General features: G+C 62.2%; 17 protein-coding genes. 5 read left to right on the forward strand and 12 right to left on the reverse strand.

All coding sequences use genetic code 11. From position 1 onward, the window contains the following. Positions 1 to 175 precede the first annotated feature (175 nt). Together LOY53_RS26275 and LOY53_RS26280 are read right to left on the reverse strand one after the other, a co-directional pair. A complete protein-coding gene (locus LOY53_RS26275; protein ID WP_252826252.1) occupies positions 176 to 1,324 on the reverse strand; it encodes an NAD(P)/FAD-dependent oxidoreductase in 1,149 nt (382 codons plus the stop codon). Positions 1,325 to 1,358: 34 nt separating this feature from the next. After that, positions 1,359 to 1,526 (reverse strand): rubredoxin, encoded by a 168-nt coding sequence (locus tag LOY53_RS26280; protein ID WP_027592137.1) that lies wholly within the window; start codon positions 1,524 to 1,526, stop codon positions 1,359 to 1,361. Positions 1,527 to 1,695: 169 nt separating this feature from the next. On the opposite strand from LOY53_RS26280, the gene LOY53_RS26285 reads away from it, so the two are divergent. Together LOY53_RS26285 and ubiA are read left to right on the forward strand one after the other, a co-directional pair. Beyond that, positions 1,696 to 2,253: a chorismate lyase gene (locus tag LOY53_RS26285; protein WP_252826253.1), complete on the forward strand. Its 558-nt coding sequence runs from the start codon at positions 1,696 to 1,698 to the stop codon at positions 2,251 to 2,253. Then, positions 2,253 to 3,143: a 4-hydroxybenzoate octaprenyltransferase gene (ubiA, locus tag LOY53_RS26290; RefSeq protein WP_027592135.1), complete on the forward strand. Its 891-nt coding sequence runs from the start codon at positions 2,253 to 2,255 to the stop codon at positions 3,141 to 3,143. The genes LOY53_RS26285 and ubiA overlap by 1 nt, the downstream gene beginning before the upstream one ends. Before the next feature lie 109 nt (positions 3,144 to 3,252). Here ubiA and LOY53_RS26295 read toward each other — a convergent pair whose 3' ends face one another. Then, complete coding sequence (locus tag LOY53_RS26295; RefSeq protein WP_085272159.1) at positions 3,253 to 3,621, reverse strand: hypothetical protein; 369 nt, start codon at positions 3,619 to 3,621, stop codon at positions 3,253 to 3,255. 172 nt (positions 3,622 to 3,793) lie between these two features. Between LOY53_RS26295 and phoB the strand changes: the two genes are divergently transcribed. From phoB to LOY53_RS26310, 3 genes are all read left to right on the forward strand, one after another. Next, on the forward strand, positions 3,794 to 4,483 hold the full coding sequence (gene phoB, locus LOY53_RS26300; protein ID WP_003253341.1) for a phosphate regulon transcriptional regulator PhoB: 690 nt from the start codon (positions 3,794 to 3,796) through the stop codon (positions 4,481 to 4,483). 45 nt (positions 4,484 to 4,528) lie between these two features. Next, entirely contained in the window at positions 4,529 to 5,836 is a 1,308-nt protein-coding gene (gene phoR, locus LOY53_RS26305) for a phosphate regulon sensor histidine kinase PhoR (RefSeq protein WP_252826255.1), read from the forward strand. 139 nt (positions 5,837 to 5,975) lie between these two features. Beyond that, positions 5,976 to 7,316, forward strand: coding sequence for a hemolysin family protein (locus LOY53_RS26310; protein WP_027592132.1), 1,341 nt, complete (start codon positions 5,976 to 5,978; stop codon positions 7,314 to 7,316). A gap of 16 nt (positions 7,317 to 7,332) precedes the next feature. Here LOY53_RS26310 and LOY53_RS26315 read toward each other — a convergent pair whose 3' ends face one another. From LOY53_RS26315 to LOY53_RS26355, 9 genes are all read right to left on the reverse strand, one after another. Next, positions 7,333 to 8,229 carry a M23 family metallopeptidase gene (locus LOY53_RS26315; RefSeq protein ID WP_258703443.1) on the reverse strand — a complete coding sequence of 299 codons (897 nt, stop codon included), beginning with the start codon at positions 8,227 to 8,229 and terminating at the stop codon, positions 7,333 to 7,335. A gap of 212 nt (positions 8,230 to 8,441) precedes the next feature. Then, positions 8,442 to 9,332 carry a response regulator gene (locus LOY53_RS26320; RefSeq protein ID WP_027592130.1) on the reverse strand — a complete coding sequence of 297 codons (891 nt, stop codon included), beginning with the start codon at positions 9,330 to 9,332 and terminating at the stop codon, positions 8,442 to 8,444. Positions 9,333 to 9,497: 165 nt separating this feature from the next. Further along, positions 9,498 to 10,268, reverse strand: a complete 771-nt coding sequence (gene phoU / locus LOY53_RS26325; RefSeq protein WP_027592129.1) for a phosphate signaling complex protein PhoU — start codon at positions 10,266 to 10,268, stop codon at positions 9,498 to 9,500. A gap of 94 nt (positions 10,269 to 10,362) precedes the next feature. After that, a complete protein-coding gene (pstB, locus tag LOY53_RS26330; RefSeq protein WP_252826257.1) occupies positions 10,363 to 11,196 on the reverse strand; it encodes a phosphate ABC transporter ATP-binding protein PstB in 834 nt (277 codons plus the stop codon). Positions 11,197 to 11,268: 72 nt separating this feature from the next. Then, positions 11,269 to 12,939 (reverse strand): phosphate ABC transporter permease PstA, encoded by a 1,671-nt coding sequence (gene pstA / locus LOY53_RS26335; protein ID WP_027592127.1) that lies wholly within the window; start codon positions 12,937 to 12,939, stop codon positions 11,269 to 11,271. Between the two features lie 17 nt (positions 12,940 to 12,956). After that, positions 12,957 to 15,245 (reverse strand): ABC transporter permease subunit, encoded by a 2,289-nt coding sequence (locus LOY53_RS26340; RefSeq protein ID WP_099455731.1) that lies wholly within the window; start codon positions 15,243 to 15,245, stop codon positions 12,957 to 12,959. A 139-nt stretch (positions 15,246 to 15,384) separates the two neighbouring features. After that, entirely contained in the window at positions 15,385 to 16,383 is a 999-nt protein-coding gene (locus tag LOY53_RS26345) for a phosphate ABC transporter substrate-binding protein PstS (RefSeq protein ID WP_027592125.1), read from the reverse strand. Between the two features lie 167 nt (positions 16,384 to 16,550). Beyond that, the gene (locus LOY53_RS26350; protein ID WP_225874404.1) at positions 16,551 to 16,934 is read right to left on the reverse strand and encodes a hypothetical protein; all 384 of its coding nucleotides are present in this window, start codon (positions 16,932 to 16,934) and stop codon (positions 16,551 to 16,553) included. Continuing rightward, positions 16,921 to 17,424, reverse strand: a complete 504-nt coding sequence (locus LOY53_RS26355) for a Panacea domain-containing protein (RefSeq protein ID WP_099430814.1) — start codon at positions 17,422 to 17,424, stop codon at positions 16,921 to 16,923. The genes LOY53_RS26350 and LOY53_RS26355 overlap by 14 nt, the downstream gene beginning before the upstream one ends. Between the last annotated feature and the right edge of the window lie 114 nt (positions 17,425 to 17,538).

Genomic DNA, 17,538 nt, shown 5'->3' on the forward strand with positions numbered 1-17,538 from the left:
TGACGGGATTTTTTGTTGTTATGCCGTGCTGCCTCTGGGAGCAGCGCTCAAGGCACCGCAGGCTCTAATCTGCGGCAGACGGGAGTGAGAATGGCACGCTCACCGAGGCCGCGCCAGTATCTGGGCGGCCATTGTGTGAGCAACAACAGGATAAATCCGACAGAACGCCCGCTATTTACGCCATTACCGGGGGTAACTGACGATTCAGCGCCAGCTTTTCCATCACGGCCGCACCGGTCAGGGCATAGCCCAGCAGCTTGCCGTCAGCATCGTGGCAGAGCACCTTGAGGTCGCTGCCCTGCCCCTCCACCTGCCAGTTGCCGTCGTGCCCTTGCGGCGGCGGCGAGACCACCAGCGGGCATGCGGGGGTCTTCACGGTGATCGGCATCGCCCCGTAGCTGACGGCCGTGGGGTTGCCGGCCAGGGTCTGCGCCAAGGCGCGGGCACAGCTCATCAGCGGCATCACATAGAGCAGGTTGATGCCGTCCACCTCGGCGCAGTCGCCCAGGGCGAAGATATTGGCGTGGGACGTGCGCAACTGCCGGTCCACCACCACGCCGCGATTAGTCTGCAGGCCAGCAGCAGCGGCAAGATCAGTGCGGGGGCGCAAGCCGATGGCTGAAACCACCAGGTCGCAAGCGATCACGCTGCCGTCGGACAGGTGCGCCTCAAGGCCCTGCGCCACCTGCTGCAGGCGCGTCAGCACCGGGCCTAGGTGGAAGCGCACGCCAAGGCCTTCAAGCCCGGCCTGCACGGCTGCGGCGGCGGCTGGGTGCAACAGGGTCGGCATCACCTGCTCGCACGGGGCCACCACCTCGACCTGGAACCCGCCCTGGCTCATGTCATTGGCGAATTCGCAGCCAATCAAGCCAGCGCCCAAAATCAGCACGCGCTGCTTACCGGCAGCGGCGGCGCGAAAGCGTGCGTAATCCTCCAGGTCGTTGATCGGGAAAACCTGCCCGCCAGCGTCGCCCTCGATCGGCACCTGCACGGTCTGGGCGCCCCAGGCCAACACCAGGTCACGATAGGCCACGGCCTCTTCGCCGATCCACAGGCGCTTGTGCCCGGGGTCGATGCCGCTGATACGGGTGTGGGTGCGGATTTCGGCCTTGAGCTGCTCGGCCATCGCGCCTGGCTCGGCCATGCACAGCCCATCGGCATCCTTGAGCTTGGCAAAACCCGTGGAGAGCATGGGTTTGGAGTAGGAACGACCATCGTCGGCGGTAATCAACAGCAGCGGCGTCTCGCCATCGAGCTTGCGAAATTCACGGGCCAGGTTGTAGCCGGCCAGGCCAGTACCGATGATGACTACGGGGGACGTCATGTCGTGCTTACCTCAGGGTGGGAACAGGGGATGATCAGCCGATGGCGATCATTTCGAAGTCGCTCTTGCCGACGCCGCAGTCGGGGCACAGCCAGTCTGCAGGGACGTCTTCCCAGCGGGTGCCGGGGGCGATGCCGTCGTCGGGCCAGCCTTCGGCTTCGTCGTAGATCAGGCCACAGACAATACATTGCCATTTTTTCATCGGTACGGATTCCTCGTTTCAGGCTCGGGCTTGTGTCGCTGCTGATGGCCCGCCAGGGGGCCGCCGCGCAATCTTTGGGGGCTTTTTACTGGCCCTGCCAGCAGTATGCAAGCAGTCGGGGCAATCATGCTAAGCTCGCCGCCTCTCTGGCTGTAACAAGCATACCGACGTGTCGTACGAATCCCCGCAAGCAGCCGCTGTCGCGTGGCTGCCGTATTCACAGCTGGCGACCGAGATCGACCAGCCGACCCTGGACTGGCTGTTCGACGAGGGCTCGCTGACCCGCCGCCTGACCCGCCTGTCCCACGATCATTTCTCCGTCACCCCGCTGCTGGAAGGCTGGCAGCCACTGCGTGATGACGAATGCCAGGCCCTGGGCATCGCGCCGGGGGCGCAAGGCTGGGTGCGCGAGGTGTACCTGCGTGGCCACGGCCAACCCTGGGTGTTCGCCCGCAGCGTGGCCAGCCGCAGCGCCCTGGAGCGCGGTGGCCTGGACCTCGAGACCCTGGGCAGCCGCTCGCTGGGCGAGTTGCTGTTCTGTGACCAGGCGTTCATTCGCCACCCCCTGCAAGTGTGCAGTTATCCACAGGCCTGGTTACCGACCGAGGCCCGCCATGATGCGCTTTGGGGCCGACGCTCACGCTTTGAACGGGACGGCCTGGACCTGCTGGTAGCCGAGGTGTTCCTGCCAGCCCTGTGGCAAGCGGCCAAGGAGGAAAACCGCTGATGTACCTGCAACTGCTCAAGTCGCTAAACCGCGTGCACCCGCGCGCCTGGGACTTTGTCCAGCTCAGCCGCATGGACCGCCCCATCGGCATCTACCTGCTGCTGTGGCCGACCCTGTCGGCTGTATGGATTGCAGGCCAAGGTTCGCCGACCCTGGCCAACGTGCTGATCTTCGGCCTTGGCGTGGTGCTGATGCGCGCGGCAGGCTGCTGCATCAATGACTTTGCCGACCGCAAGGTCGATGGCCACGTCAAACGCACCGCTGACCGCCCCTTGGCCAGCGGCCGGGTCAAACCCCGCGAGGCGCTGGCACTGTTCGCGATCCTGGTCGGGGTGAGTTTCCTGCTGGTGCTGTGTACCAACAGCCGGACCGTCTGGCTATCGTTCGGCGCCGTGGCCCTGGCGTTCTGCTACCCGTTCATGAAGCGCTATACCTATTACCCGCAGGTGGTGCTGGGCGCCGCGTATTCCTGGGGTATCCCCATGGCGTTCACCGCTGCTGGCGGTGAGCTGCCGGCCAGTGCCTGGCTGCTGTACATCGCCAACCTGCTGTGGACCGTGGGTTACGACACTTATTACGCCATGGTCGACCGCGACGATGACCTGAAGATTGGCGTGAAATCGACGGCCATTCTGTTTGGCGAAGCCGACCGGGTGATCATCCTGACCTTGCAGTTGCTGTCGTTGGCTTGCCTGCTGTTGGCTGGGAGCCGCTTCGAGCTGGGCGGCTGGTTCCACCTGGGGCTGCTGGGGGCGGCGTTGTGCTTTGCCTGGGAGTTCTGGTCGACGCGCAAGCTGGACCGCGAGTCGTGCTTCAAGGCGTTTCTGCACAATCACTGGGCGGGGTTACTGGTGTTCATTGGGGTCGTGCTGGATTACGCACTGCGCTGACTTTTCCGGCCCTATCGCCGGCAAGCCGGCTCCCACAGAGTTTGCATAGCTGCTGCCCCTGTGGGAGCCGGCTTGCCGGCGATAGGGCCGCAAAGCGGCCCCGGCTATGTCACGGCTTGGCCACGTGCCAGACGTCTTTCATGCCGTCACCGGTGGTATCCCCGGCCTTCTTGTCCTTGACGAAGGTGTACAGCGGCTTGCCGTCATAGGCCCATTGCATCGTGCCATCGTCACGCTTGATCTGTGTCCACTCACCATCTGCCTTTTCGCTCGCTTTAGCCGTCAACGGCGGCCAATTCTTTGCGCAATCGCCATTGCACATCGACTTGCCCCCAGCGTCTTTGTCAAAGGTGTACAGCGTCATGCCGGCATGGTCGACCAGCATGCCGTTCTTCTCCATCGCATGGTCGGCCGAGGCCACCCCCGGGAGTGCCAGCGCAGCAAGAAGGGCCATCCAGCTCAGCGTATGTCGTGTCATTGGATTCACCATTGTTTCCGGGGAAATGAGTTCTGATAGCCGCCGCAGCGGCCCTTTCAAGCCTAGTCCAGTCATGGAATGTCGCCAGAACAGCCAATGCTCTGTCACACAGCTGCAATAATTCCGTTATCTAATGCGGGCCAGACACGATTTTCCAGGAGAGGTTTTGAGCATGGTTGGCAGGAACATTCTGATCGTCGACGACGAAGCGCCTATTCGCGAGATGATCGCCGTTGCATTGGAAATGGCCGGCTATGACTGCCTGGAAGCGGAGAACTCGCAACAGGCCCACGCGATCATCGTCGACCGCAAGCCTGACCTGATCCTGCTCGACTGGATGCTGCCGGGCACCTCGGGCATCGAACTGGCCCGCCGCCTGAAGCGTGACGAGCTGACCGGGGACATCCCGATCATCATGCTCACCGCCAAAGGTGAAGAGGACAACAAGATCCAAGGCCTGGAAGTGGGCGCCGATGACTACATCACCAAGCCCTTCTCACCCCGCGAGCTGGTCGCCCGCCTGAAAGCCGTGCTGCGTCGCACCGGCCCGAGCGACAGCGAGGCGCCGATCGAAGTCGGTGGCCTGCTGCTTGACCCGATCAGCCACCGCGTGACCATCGACGGCAAACCGGCCGAGATGGGCCCCACCGAATACCGCCTGCTGCAGTTCTTCATGACCCACCAAGAGCGCGCCTACACCCGTGGCCAGTTGCTGGACCAGGTTTGGGGCGGCAACGTCTATGTCGAGGAGCGTACCGTCGACGTGCACATCCGCCGCTTGCGCAAGGCGCTGGGTGAAGCCTACGAAAATCTGGTACAAACCGTCCGCGGCACTGGCTACCGTTTCTCGACCAAGAGCTGACACGCCTGCACGCCTGGCTGCACGACGTTGTACAAGGACCGTCAATTGAACCAGAACTGGCACGCGACCCTGATTCGCCACCTGCTGCTGCTGATCTCTGTCTGCCTGGTCGGTGGGCTGGTCAGCGGTTATTACGGCTGGAGCCTGGCCATCGGCCTGGCCCTGTACCTGGGTTGGACCCTCAAGCAGCTGCTGCGCCTGCATGACTGGCTGCGTAACCATCAACCCGACGAGGCCCCGCCAGACGGCTATGGCCTGTGGGGCGAAGTATTCGACAGCATCTACCACCTGCAACGTCGCGACCAACGCGTACGCGGCCGCTTGCAGGCGGTGATCGACCGGGTGCAGGAGTCCACCGCCGCGCTGCGCGACGCGGTGATCATGCTCGACAGCGACGGCAACCTGGAATGGTGGAACCGCGCCGCCGAAACCCTGCTGGGCTTCAAGACCCCGCAGGACGGCGGCCAGCAGGTGACCAACCTGGTGCGCCACCCTCGCTTCAAGGAATACTTCGAGGCGGAGAACTACGTCGAACCGCTGGAAATCCCTTCGCCGATCAATGACCGGATGCGCGTGCAGCTGCACATCACCCGCTACGGCAATAACGAGCACCTGATGCTGGTGCGCGATGTCACCCGCATCCATCAGCTCGAACAGATGCGCAAGGACTTCGTCGCCAACGTTTCCCATGAGTTGCGTACGCCGCTGACGGTGATTACCGGCTACCTGGAAACCTTGCTCGACAACGTCGAGGACGTAAACCCGCGCTGGACTCGAGCCCTGCAGCAGATGAGCCAGCAAGGTTCACGCATGCAAACCCTGCTCAATGACTTGCTGTTGCTGGCCAAGCTGGAGGCCACCGACTACCCCTCCGACAACCTGCCCGTGCCCGTCGATGCCCTGCTGCAGTCGATCAAGGGCGATGCCCAGGCGCTGTCCGGCCCACGTAACCAGCGCATCAGCCTGGAAGCCGCACCCGGCGTCAGCCTCAAGGGCAGCGAGGCAGAGCTGCGCAGTGCGTTCTCCAACCTGGTGTTCAACGCGGTCAAATACACCCCGGACGAGGGCAGCATTCGCATCCGCTGGTGGGCCGATGCCCAGGGTGCGCACCTCAGCGTGCAGGATTCGGGTATCGGCATCGATGCCAAGCATTTGCCACGGCTGACCGAGCGCTTCTACCGCGTCGACTCCAGCCGGGCGTCCAATACCGGGGGCACGGGGTTGGGCCTGGCGATCGTCAAGCATGTACTGCTGCGCCATCGCGGGCGCCTGGAGATCAGCAGCGTGCCGGGGCATGGCAGCACCTTTACCTGTCACTTTGCGCCGGCACAATTGGCCAACGGCAAGGGTTGAGAAGGCTGCGCCGCAACCCCATCAAGACCATCACCCTTTGCTTTTGCGGTTTCAACCGCTACATTGGACCCCCTGTGCCAGCCTGTGCTGGCACTTTTTTTCTCCATTCCCCAAAGACGGACCCCGTAAAAACTCCATCATGGACCCTTCCCCTGGTATCAGCCTCACCTCGTTATTCGCCGATTTCGGCATGATCATCTTTGCCTTGCTCCTGGTGCTGCTCAACGGCTTCTTCGTTGCCGCCGAGTTCGCCATGGTCAAGCTGCGCTCAACCCGCGTCGATTCCATTGCCGAACTGCACGGCTGGCGTGGCAGCATCCTGCGTAAGGTGCACAACCAGCTCGACGCCTACCTGTCCGCCTGCCAGCTGGGCATCACCCTCGCCTCCCTGGGCCTGGGCTGGGTCGGCGAGCCAGCGTTCGCCCACCTGCTGGAGCCGCTGCTGGCCTACATGGGCGTTGACACGCCAGAGCTGATCAAGGGCATTTCGTTCTTCGTCGCCTTCTTCGTCATCTCTTACCTGCACATCGTGGTCGGTGAGCTGGCGCCCAAGTCCTGGGCGATCCGCAAGCCCGAGCTGCTGTCGCTGTGGACCGCGGTGCCGCTGTACCTGTTCTACTGGGCGATGTACCCGGCCATCTACCTGCTCAATGCCAGCGCCAACACCATCCTGCGCATTGCTGGCCAAGGTGAGCCTGGCCCGCACCATGAGCATCATTACAGCCGCGAAGAGCTCAAGCTGATCCTGCACTCCAGCCGTGGCCAAGACCCGAGCGACCAGGGCATGCGCGTGCTGGCCTCGGCAGTGGAAATGGGCGAGCTGGAAGTGGTCGACTGGGCTAATTCCCGCGAGGACATGGTCAGCATCGACGCGCACGCGCCGCTCAAGCAGATCCTGGCCCTGCTGCGCCGCCACAAGTTCAGCCGTTACCCGGTCTACGACGCCGAGCGCGAAGAGTTCACCGGGTTGCTGCACATCAAGGACCTGTTGCTGGAGTTGGCTGAACTCGACCACCTGCCCGAAACCATCGACCTCGAAGACCTGGCCCGGCCGCTGGAGCGGGTTTCACGGCATATGCCGCTGTCGCAGTTGCTGGAGCAGTTCCGCAAGGGCGGCGCGCATTTCGTGCTGGTCGAGGAAGCCGATGGCAAGGTAATCGGCTACCTGACCATGGAAGACGTGCTGGAAGTACTGGTCGGCGATATCCAGGATGAACACCGCAAGACCGAGCGCGGCATCCTCGCCTACCAGCCGGGCAAGCTGCTGGTGCGCGGTGACACGCCGCTGTTCAAGGTCGAGCGCCTGCTGGGCATCGACCTGGACCACATCGAGGCTGAGACCTTGGCTGGTCTGGTGTATGAAACACTCAAGCGCGTCCCCGAAGAGGAAGAAGTGCTTGAGGTCGAAGGCCTGCGCATCATCATCAAGAAGATGAAAGGGCCGAAGATCGTGCTGGCCAAAGTGCTGAAGCTGGATTGACCTTACGGCCCATCGTTCAGGGGTTGCCCGCCGTAAAGTCGGGCAGCCCACTGATCGGCCTGTCGAACTGATAGGGTATCGACTCCAGCGCCAACCCCACGTTGCGCTGCACCACAAAATGCAGGTGCGGGCCGGTGCTGTTGCCGGTGTTGCCGGACTTGGCCAGTACCTGCCCCTGCCTCACCCGCTGCCCCTCAGCCACCACCACCGAACCACGCATCAGGTGCAGGTACACGCCCATGGTGCCGTCGGCGTGCAGGACCCTGACGAAATTGCCCGAAGGGTTGCTGCCACGCCCGGTCTGGCTGTTCTCGACATTCACCACCACCCCTTCCCGGGCCGCAATGATGGTCGTGCCCTCAGGCATGGCGATATCCATGGCATAGCGCCCCTTGGGGCCAAAATGGCTGAAGCGGCCGTTGGGCCCCTGCGTCACCCGAAACGGCCCGCCCAGCCAGGGGAAGGCGTACCGATAACCCTGAGGCCGCAGCCCCGGGTCACCCATTGCCTGCAGCAGCGTCGAGCGATAGCCCAGCAACGTACCAGGGCGGCCCCGCAGCACGCTGAGCATTTGGGTTGAACGCCCTGGCAGCACCCTGCGCACGATCCGCGGCGCATTGCCGCCTTGGGCGTTGATCAGCTTGTCCAGGTGCAATTCGACCTGCACCGGCACATGCGATTCATTGCGCGCAGAAAAGCTCACGCCGCCCTGGAACACGATCGCGTTGAGCCGCACCTGGCTTTCCTGGCGCTCGACCATGGATTCATGCAGCTCGATCGGCTTGGCACCGGGGCCTGGTCGGTCGGTATAGGCACCCACACCGTTGGCATCGGTGATCGGGTAGAGGGTCACGCCCAGGCTCGACGCCGAGGCCATGAGCAATGCACAGAACAGCAGCAGGCGGGCGGGCATGATAGTGGCTTTTTGACAGTTGTGATCTGTCGAAGCCTAGCAGCCGGTTTGGCGGGGGATATGACAGTTGGTCGGATGGCGAACACGTACCCTGTAGGAGCAGCCTTGTGCTGCGAAGAGGCCGTTGATAACAGCCAATATCACGGTGTCATCACCGGCCTCTTCGCAGCACAAGGCTGCTCCTACAGGAACCGCGGATGCCTGATTGTGGATCAGGCGCCGGGCGTGAAGTGCTTCTGCGCCGTGCCGCGGGCAATCAGCCGCGACAGGTAGTCGAGCTTCTGCGCATCCTGATCGACGAACTTGAAGGTCAGCTGCAGCCAGTCGCTGTCTGGCTTGGGCTCCAGCGCCGCGACGGCATGCAGGTAACCGTTCAGGCGCGCGACTTCGGCGTTTTCGCCTTGCTCCAGGTCCAGTACCGCGCCCTCCAGCACCTGCGGCAGCGCTTCGCTACGGCGCACCACCAACAGCGCCTCTTTCAGGCTCAACGCCTTGATCACGCACGGCTGTGTGCCGCTAGACAGGCGCAACTGGCCTTGGCCACGGCCACTGGGTGCAGCCGCAGGCGGTGCCGGCGCATTGATCAACGGCTTGGCCGGCGCGGCAGCAGGCGCCGCGACCTTGACGGCTTCAGGCTTGCCGCCCGTCAGCGCGCTCAGCGAATCGTTGGCAAACGCCGAATTCGCCCGCGCAGGCCCAGTGGCCATCAGGCTGTCGAGTTTGCCGATCTTGGTCAGGGCTTTCTTCACCTTGGTCAGCAACTGCTCGTTGGTGAACGGCTTGCCGACGAAATCGGACACACCGGCCTGAATGGCCTGGATCACGTTCTCCTTGTCACCACGGCTGGTCACCATGATGAACTGCAGGCTCTTCAACGCGGGCTGCTGACGGCACCAGCTGAGCAGCTCCAGGCCCGACATCTCGGGCATTTCCCAGTCGCACAGGACCAGGTCGAACGGCTCCTTGCCCAACATGGCCATAGCCTTGCGACCGTTGACCGCATCGTCGATGACCATGCCCGGAAAGGCATTGCGCAGGCACTTCCTGACCAGATCGCGGATGAACGGGGCGTCATCCACGACCAGCACATTGACTTTACTCATCGATACTCCTCTTGAATCCCGACTAGCCTATCGGCAAGTGATGGCTACTTGCCACAACTGCGCGTGGAGCGGGACTTCTTCACACCGTTCGCGGGTGCCTGATGGCTGCTCGACCGCAAACGAAAACGCCCGGCCTAAGCCGGGCGTTGAGGCTCGGGAGCAATACTATTTATCGTCCGCTTGGCCCGGAACATTAGCGCTTTCGGCCTCATCGCCGCTGGTGCCCTGCACTTCCGCCTTCATGCGCTTGAGGCCCATGTGACGGACGTCGGTACCGCGTACCAGGTAAATCACCAGTTCGGAAATGTTGCGGGCGTGGTCGCCGATACGCTCCAACGAACGCAAGGCCCAGATGACGCTCAGCACCCGCGAAATCGAACGCGGGTCTTCCATCATGTAGGTCACCAGCTCGCGCAGCGCGGTCTTGTACTCGCGGTCGATGGTCTTGTCGTACTGCGCCACCGACAACGCCAGGTCGGCATCGAAGCGGGCAAAGGCGTCCAGCGCGTCGCGCACCATGTTGCGCACCTGGTCGCCGATGTGGCGCACCTCAACGTAACCGCGCGGCGACTCGCCTTCTTCGCACAGCTGGATGGCGCGGCGGGCGATCTTGGTCGATTCGTCACCGATGCGTTCCAGGTCGATCACCGACTTGGAGATGCTGATAATCAGGCGCAGGTCGGACGCCGCTGGCTGGCGGCGGGCGAGGATGCGGACGCACTCCTCGTCGATGTTGCGCTCCATCTGGTTGATCTGCTCATCGACCTCGCGCACCTGCTGAGCCAGGCCCGAATCGGCCTCGATCAGCGCGGTTACCGCGTCGTTGACCTGTTTCTCGACCAGGCCGCCCATGGCCAGGAGGTGGCTGCGCACCTCTTCGAGCTCGGCGTTGAACTGCTGGGAGATGTGATGCGTAAGGCTTTCTTTGTTGATCATCGTTTCGCTCCGCGAAAAAGCTGCAAGCCTCAAGCCGCAAGCTTCAAGTCGTTCGTGTTATCCCTTGGCCCCAGGCCTGCGGCTGGCAGACCGACTAGCCATAGCGACCGGTGATGTAGTCTTCGGTCTGCTTCTTCGCCGGGTTGGTGAACAGGGTGTCGGTGTCCCCGAATTCGACCAGTTTGCCCATGTACATGAAGGCGGTGTAGTCCGAGACGCGCGCCGCCTGTTGCATGTTGTGGGTCACGATGACGATGGTGTACTTGGATTTCAATTCGTAGATCAGCTCTTCGACCTTCAGCGTCGAGATCGGGTCCAGTGCCGAGCACGGTTCGTCGAGCAGCAGCACTTCTGGTTCCACGGCGATGGTGCGGGCAATGACCAGACGTTGCTGCTGGCCACCCGACAGGCCCAGGGCCGAATCGTGCAGGCGGTCTTTGACCTCATCCCACAGGGCGGCGCCCTTCAGTGCCCATTCGACGGCTTCGTCGAGGGTGCGCTTCTTGTTGATGCCTTGGATGCGCAGGCCGTAGACGACGTTCTCGTAGATGGTCTTGGGGAAAGGGTTCGGCTTCTGGAACACCATGCCCACACGGCGGCGCAGCTCGGCCACGTCTTCGCCCTTGCGGTAGATATTGGTGCCATACAGGTTGATGGCGCCATCCACACGGCAACCGTCAACCAGGTCGTTCATGCGGTTGAAGGTACGCAGGAGGGTCGACTTGCCGCAGCCGGACGGGCCGATGAAGGCGGTCACGCGCTGCTTGGGGATATTCATGCTGACGTCGAACAAGGCTTGCTTGTCGCCGTAGAACAGGCTCAGGCCCGGTACTTCGATGGCCACGGTCTCTTCGGCCAGGCGCAGGCTCTGCTTGTCGCGGCCCAGGGCAGACATGTCGATGCCGTGGGTATGGGATTCGTGCTGCATGGTCAACTCCATACGCTATCAATTCGTTTCAAAGGGCCGCCCGGCTTGCAGGCGGCACGCTTGTAATCAGGATCAGTGGTCCAGCGCCTTGTACTTCTCGCGCAGGTGGTTACGGATCCACACCGCCGAGAGGTTGAGGGTGGCGATCACCAGCACCAGCAGCAGCGCGGTGGCGTACACCAGCGGGCGCGCGGCCTCGACGTTAGGGCTCTGGAAGCCAACGTCATAGATGTGGAAGCCCAGGTGCATGATCTTCTGGTCCAGGTGCAGGTACGGGTAGTTGCCATCCAGTGGCAACGACGGCGCCAGCTTCACCACACCCACCAGCATCAGTGGCGCCACTTCACCCGCGGCGCGGGCCACGGCGAGGATCATGCCGGTCATCATGGCCGGGCTGGCCATCGGCAGGACGATTTTCCACAGGGTCTCGGCCTTGGTCGCGCCCAGGGCCAGCGAGCCCTCGCGCACGGTGCGTGGGATCCGCGCCAGGCCTTCTTCGGTGGCCACGATCACCACCGGTACCGCCAGCAGCGCCAGGGTCAGCGAGGCCCACAGCAGGCCCGGTGTACCCAGGGTGGGTGCCGGCAGCGACTCGGGGAAGAACAGCCGGTCGATCGAGCCACCCAGCACATAGACGAAGAAGCCCAAGCCGAACACGCCGTAGACGATCGCCGGTACACCCGCCAGGTTGTTCACCGCGATGCGGATCAGGCGCGTCACCGGGCCCTGTTTGGCGTATTCGCGCAGGTAGACTGCAGCCAGCACGCCGAACGGGGTCACGATCACGGCCATGATCAGGGTCATCATCACCGTACCGAAGATGGCCGGGAAGATACCGCCCTCGGTGTTGGCTTCACGCGGGTCGTCGCTGAGGAACTCCCAGACCTTGGCGAAGTAAGTGCCCATCTTGGTCAGCCCGGACATGCCGTTCGGCTGGATGGCGTGCACCACCTTGCTCAGGTTGATCTCCACTTCGCGGCCGTTGGCATCACGTGCCACCAGGCTGTCGCGGGAGAAGGCCTGGTGCAGGCCGCTGAGGCGGTCTTCGATGGCCTTGTAGCGGCTGTTCAGCTCGGCACGCTCGGCGTCCATGTCGGCCTGGGCAGCGGCGTCGAGCTTGCCCTCCAGTTCCAGCTTGCGGCTATGCAGGCGCAGGCGTTCGAGGCCATGGTTGATGGCGCCGATGTCTTTTTTCTCGAGCTGCTGCAATTCGCCGTTGAGCTGGTTGGCGCGCTTGAGGCGGGCCTGCAGTTCGTTCCAGGCGGCAGGGCCTTCGGCGACCACGCGGCCTTCTTCCTTGACGCTGACCAGGTAGCCGTAGAAGTTGCCCCACTCGCGGCGTTCCAGCGCCATCAGGTCGACCGGGCGTTGCTCATCGACCAGCCAGTCGCCCACCACCCAAGTGAAGTCGCTGCCGTTGAGGTCGCGGTTACCGACCTTGATCAGCTCACGGGTCATGAACTCTGGGCCCTGCTCAGGTACCGGCAAGCCGGCACCCTTCAGGCGTGCACGGGGCACTTCTTCTTTTTGCACCACTTCGCCGACGACGATGTGATCAGCCTGGCCAGGCACCTTGTAGGTGGCCTGGACCAGGTCGGCCGGCCAGAAGTGGCCCAGGCCTCGCACGGCGATGACCGACAGCAGGCCGATGGTCATGATCACCGCCATGGCAACCGCGCCACCGCTGATCCAGACGCCTGGGGCGCCGCTCTTGAACCAGCCTTTGAGGGAATCCTTTTTCACGGATCTCTACCTTTCTATCAAAGCGACGAGTATTTCTTGCGCAGACGCTGGCGAATCAGCTCGGCCAAGGTGTTCATGATGAAGGTGAACATCAGCAGCACGAGGGCCGCCAGGAACAGCACGCGATAGTGGCTGCCACCGACTTCCGACTCTGGCATTTCTACCGCCACGTTGGCGGCCAGGGTGCGCATGCCTTCGAACAGGTTCATCTCCATCACCGGGGTGTTGCCGGTGGCCATGAGCACGATCATGGTCTCGCCCACCGCACGGCCCATGCCGATCATCAGCGCCGAGAAGATACCCGGGCTGGCGGTGAGGATGACCACGCGGGTCAGGGTCTGCCACGGCGTCGCACCCAGGGCCAGGGAGCCCAGGGTCAGGCTGCGCGGCACGCTGAACACGGCGTCTTCGGCAATCGAGTAGATGTTCGGGATAACCGCGAAGCCCATGGCGATGCCGACTACCAGGGCGTTGCGCTGGTCGTAGGTGATGCCCAGGTCGTTGGTGATCCAAAGGCGCATGTCGCCGCCGAAGAACCAGGTCTCCAGGTAAGGGCTCATGGTCAGTGCGAACCAGCCGGTGAACAGGATCACGGGGATCAGGATCGCCGCTTCCCAGCCATCCGGCACGCGCAGGCGGATCGACTCCGGCAGGCGGCTCCAGACGAAGCCGGCCAGCAGGATGCCGAACGGCATCAGCACGAACAAGCTGAACACACCCGGCAAGTGGCCTTCGAGGTACGGCGCGAGGAACAGGCCGGCGAAGAAGCCGAGGATCACCGTCGGCATCGCTTCCATCAGCTCGATCACCGGCTTGACCTTGCGGCGCATGCCAGGGGCCATGAAGTAGGCGGTGTAGATGGCGGCGGCAATGGCCAGCGGGGCGGCCAGGATCATCGCGTAGAACGCAGCCTTCAGGGTACCGAAGGTCAGCGGCGACAGGCTCAGCTTGGGCTCGAAGTCGGTGTTCGACGCAGTCGACTGCCAGACGTACTTGGGCTCGTCATAGTTCTCGTACCAGACCTTGCCCCACAGCGCGCTGAAGGAGACTTCCGGGTGCGGGTTCTTCAGGCTCAGCGGCAACAGCTTGCCGCCTTCCTCGATGATGATGCGGTTGGCACGCGGCGACAGGGCCAGGATGCCAGCGCCTTCTGCAGCCGGCTCGACCAGCAGCGTGCGGTGCGCGGTGCTGTGGAACACACCAAGCTTGCCTTCGGCGTCCAGGGCGATGAAGCCCTTACGGCGCTCTTCGGCATCGATCTGGACGATCGGCGCGTTGCCCATCTGGAAGCTGCGGATCAACTTGAAGCGCGACTCGCCATCGGGATCGCGGGCCATGAACCACTGGTTCAAGCCACCTTTGGAGTCACCGAAGATCAGCGAGATACCACCCACCAACTGGCCACTGGCCGTGATTTCGGCATTGCCATCTTCCAGCAGCTTGTAGCGGCCGTTGAGGCTCTTGTCACGCAAGCTGAAGACATCGGCGGTGGCACGGCCGTTGACCACATACAGCCATTGCTGGCGCGGGTCGACATAGATGGCCTTGACCGGTTCGGTCATCTGCGGCAGGTCGATACGGTTCTGCTCGCTGGTGACCTCGCCGGTCATCATGTTCTCTTCGCGGGTCAGTTGGGTGACCTGCAAGTGCGAGCCGGTGGAACCTGCCAGCAGCAGGGTTTCGCCGTTGACGTTGACGCTCACGTGTTCCAGGGGGCGGCCCTGGTCGTCAAGCACGAACGCGTCCTTGCCGTAGGGGTAGTCGATGCCTGGGGTGATGGTCTTCTTGTTGTCCGGGTAGGTGATCTTGTAGGTGTGGTGGAACACCAACGCCTGACCATTGGACAGACCCAGCACAACCAGCGGGCTACCCGGCTGATCGGTGCTGATGGAGCTCACCTGGGTACCGGCCGGCAGCGGCAGGTCGACGCGCTGCAGCTCGGCACCGGTCTTGGTGTCGAAGAACAGTGCCTGCCCCTTGTCAGAAACCCGCATGCCCACCAGGTTCTGCTCTTCAAGCGCGATCATCAGCGGCTTGCCGGCATCCTGTTGCAGCCAGGTCGGCTCCAGGGCCTTCTTGCTGGTCAGCTCAGCGCCCTGGAACAGCGGCAGCACCACATAGGCCAGGTAGAAGAAAATCAGGGTAATTGCCGCCAATACGGCAAGCCCGCCCACCAGTACATACCAGCGGGTCAGGCGGTCCTTGAGCGCACGCATGCGGCGCTTGCGTTGCAACTCGGGCGTATTGAAGTCAATCCGCACGGGTTGGGAATTTTGGGTCATGGTGGAGTTGGCCAGATCATTCATGCGCACACCCTAGCGGTCCCGTATGACAAAAACATGACAATGCAGTGACGCAAGAAAGCCCGACGCTCAGGAGTTCTGGCTTCGGACTGAGAATTCGTGGAAGTGGCCGGGCTTTGGCGCCGGCCGCTTCCTCAATTACTTACTTCTTTGCGACGTTACCAGCGTGGGACAGGCCCAGGTCAGCCAGGGTCTTGTCGACCACTTTGGCCGGCAGCGGGATGTAGCCATCCTTCACCACGACCTGCTGGCCAGCTTGCGACAGCACCAGCTTGATGAACTCGGCGTCCAGCGGGGCCAGAGGCTTGTTCGGGGCCTTGTTGACGTAGACGTACAGGAAGCGGGACAGCGGGTACTTGCCGTTCAGGGCGTTTTCTTCGTTGTCTTCGATGAACTCGCCGCCTTCTTTCTTGGCCAGTGCTACGGTCTTGACGCTAGCGGTCTTGTAGCCGATGCCCGAGTAGCCAATGCCGTTCAGCGAGGAGCTGATCGACTGCACGACCGAAGCCGAGCCAGGCTGTTCGTTGACGTTAGGCTTGAAGTCGCCTTTGCACAGGGCTTCTTCTTTGAAGTAGCCGTAGGTGCCCGATACCGAGTTACGGCCGAACAGCTGCACTGGCTTGTTGGCCAGGTCGCCGGTCACGCCCAGGTCACCCCAGGTTTTGACATCGGCCTTGGCGCCGCACAGGCGGGTGGACGAGAAGATCGCATCGACCTGAGCCATGGTCAGGCCCTTGATCGGGTTGTCCTTGTGGACGAATACAGCCAGGGCGTCAACGGCGACCGGGATGGCGGTCGGCTTGTAGCCGTACTTCTGCTCGAAGGCCTGCAGCTCGACGTCCTTCATCTTGCGGCTCATCGGGCCCAGGTTGGCGGTGCCTTCGGTCAGCGCGGGTGGCGCGGTGGAAGAGCCGGCGGCCTGGATCTGGATGTTTACGTTCGGATATTCCTTCTTGTAGGCCTCAGCCCACAGGGTCATCAGGTTGGCGAGGGTGTCCGAACCGACGCTGGAGAGGTTGCCCGAAACACCGGTGGTCTTGGTGTAAGTCGGGATTGCTGGGTCGACAGCGGCTACCGCATTGGCGGTTGCAACGCCAGCGGCGGCGAAGGTAAGGGCCGCCATCAAACGCTTCAGTTTCATGCCTTGCTCCTAGCAGGAATATTGGGGGTGTTGGATGGATCGGGCCCAAGTATCTGCAGGCCGCATGAATACGATATGACTTCAATGTGACAATTGGATGAAAGGCCATCACCGGGTGCCGGGGATGGCCTTTTCAAGATGTTGCAAGGAGGCTTTTAGACGGAGGGCTAGCCGCCTGATCGCTTGCCGCCGGCAGGAAAGAGGCCGCGAATGACGCCGAGGAAGGCGGCAAACAAGTTAATCGACGTAGCGGTTGTTACAGCAATCAGCAGATTGTCGGAGAACGGCGACTTCCCGGTGTAGTAAGTCGCCCAGCCGTTCCAGACTAAAAGCGCACACCAAAACGAAACACCGGCGACCGCAAACCAAAACGCGCGGCCTGCATACTTTTTGCGCAGTTGGCGCTCAGCCTTCTGGTCCTTGAGGTTTTCTACCTTTTCGCGGTCAGCGTCCTTTTCAGCCGCGTCATTGACTGGCTGAACATCTTCAACCGGACCTTCGCCGGAAACCTCAAGGTTCAAATCACCTAGATCGAGATCATTCTTTGCCACTGAAACGGCTCTCAGGGTGAATTTTTTGAGCCATCTCGCCCCAGGTGATCGGCGAGCCGTCTGCATCACCTTCTGCCCAGGCGGTCCCCGCCTCATGCGTCAGATTGGAGAGTTCGGTGCCCGTCAACTTGCCGTACTTGCTGATGATTTTATCGATCAGGTTGTGGGTGGCCTGATCTGACTTTGGAACGGTTGGCGTGATGAGGATCGCATCACCATCGCTATCAAAATTTATATTCTTGATCAGCGATGTCACCTCTTGGGCGCCATAGGATTTGAGCTCATGGTAAAGCGACGGGATGACCGGGCCAAACTTCCAGCGGGCAAAATTATCATCGATTAGAGGAGATCTCTCCCCGTTCAGACGCAGATGCCATGACTGCGTGTAGAAGAGAAGCTTCTGAAGCTTCATCGGCGTGAGATTTCGGATTTCACCTTTTCGCGCACGCTCAATGAAGGCGTTTGCCACAGCTAATGCTGAATAGGCCATGGGCACCTCCATGAAGGATCAAGTAGCCAAGGCCTTACTGTACATGAATACAGGGCCAACAGCAGCTTAAGGGAGCCGAATGAACATGTAGGCAAAATCGCCTGACAGGAAGGG

It is taken from the genome of Pseudomonas sp. B21-031 (assembly GCF_024748985.1).
Taxonomy (GTDB): domain Bacteria; phylum Pseudomonadota; class Gammaproteobacteria; order Pseudomonadales; family Pseudomonadaceae; genus Aquipseudomonas; species Aquipseudomonas kermanshahensis.